This is a genomic window from Cellulomonas sp. GbtcB1, assembly GCF_019091725.1.
Lineage (GTDB): Bacteria > Actinomycetota > Actinomycetes > Actinomycetales > Cellulomonadaceae > Cellulomonas.
Genome location: NZ_JAGXJG010000410.1, coordinates 1 through 246 on the forward strand (window position 1 = coordinate 1; position 246 = coordinate 246).

Annotated in this window: 1 pseudogene; it reads left to right on the forward strand. The window is 69.9% G+C overall.

Annotation, left to right across the window (positions count from 1 at the left end):
* Positions 1-246 (forward strand): annotated as a pseudogene (locus tag KVT14_RS20865) (hypothetical protein); the annotation flags it as partial.

Here is a 246-nt window from a genome sequence, read left to right on the forward strand (position 1 = left end):
AACGTGGTCCGACTCGGCCTCGCGGTCCTGGTGCTGCACGCGCACGCCTACTACATCTCGGGGCGCGGCGTTGGCCCGCACGTCGACGGCGAGAACCTCGGCGGCTGGGCCGTGTTCGGGTTCTTCGCGGTCAGGGGCTACCTCATCACCGGTTCACGCTGGCGCAACCCGCTCTCGACGTACCTGGTGCAGCGGGTGGCGAGCATCTTCCCCGCGTTCGTCGTGTGCCTGCCGGTGTTGGGCGCC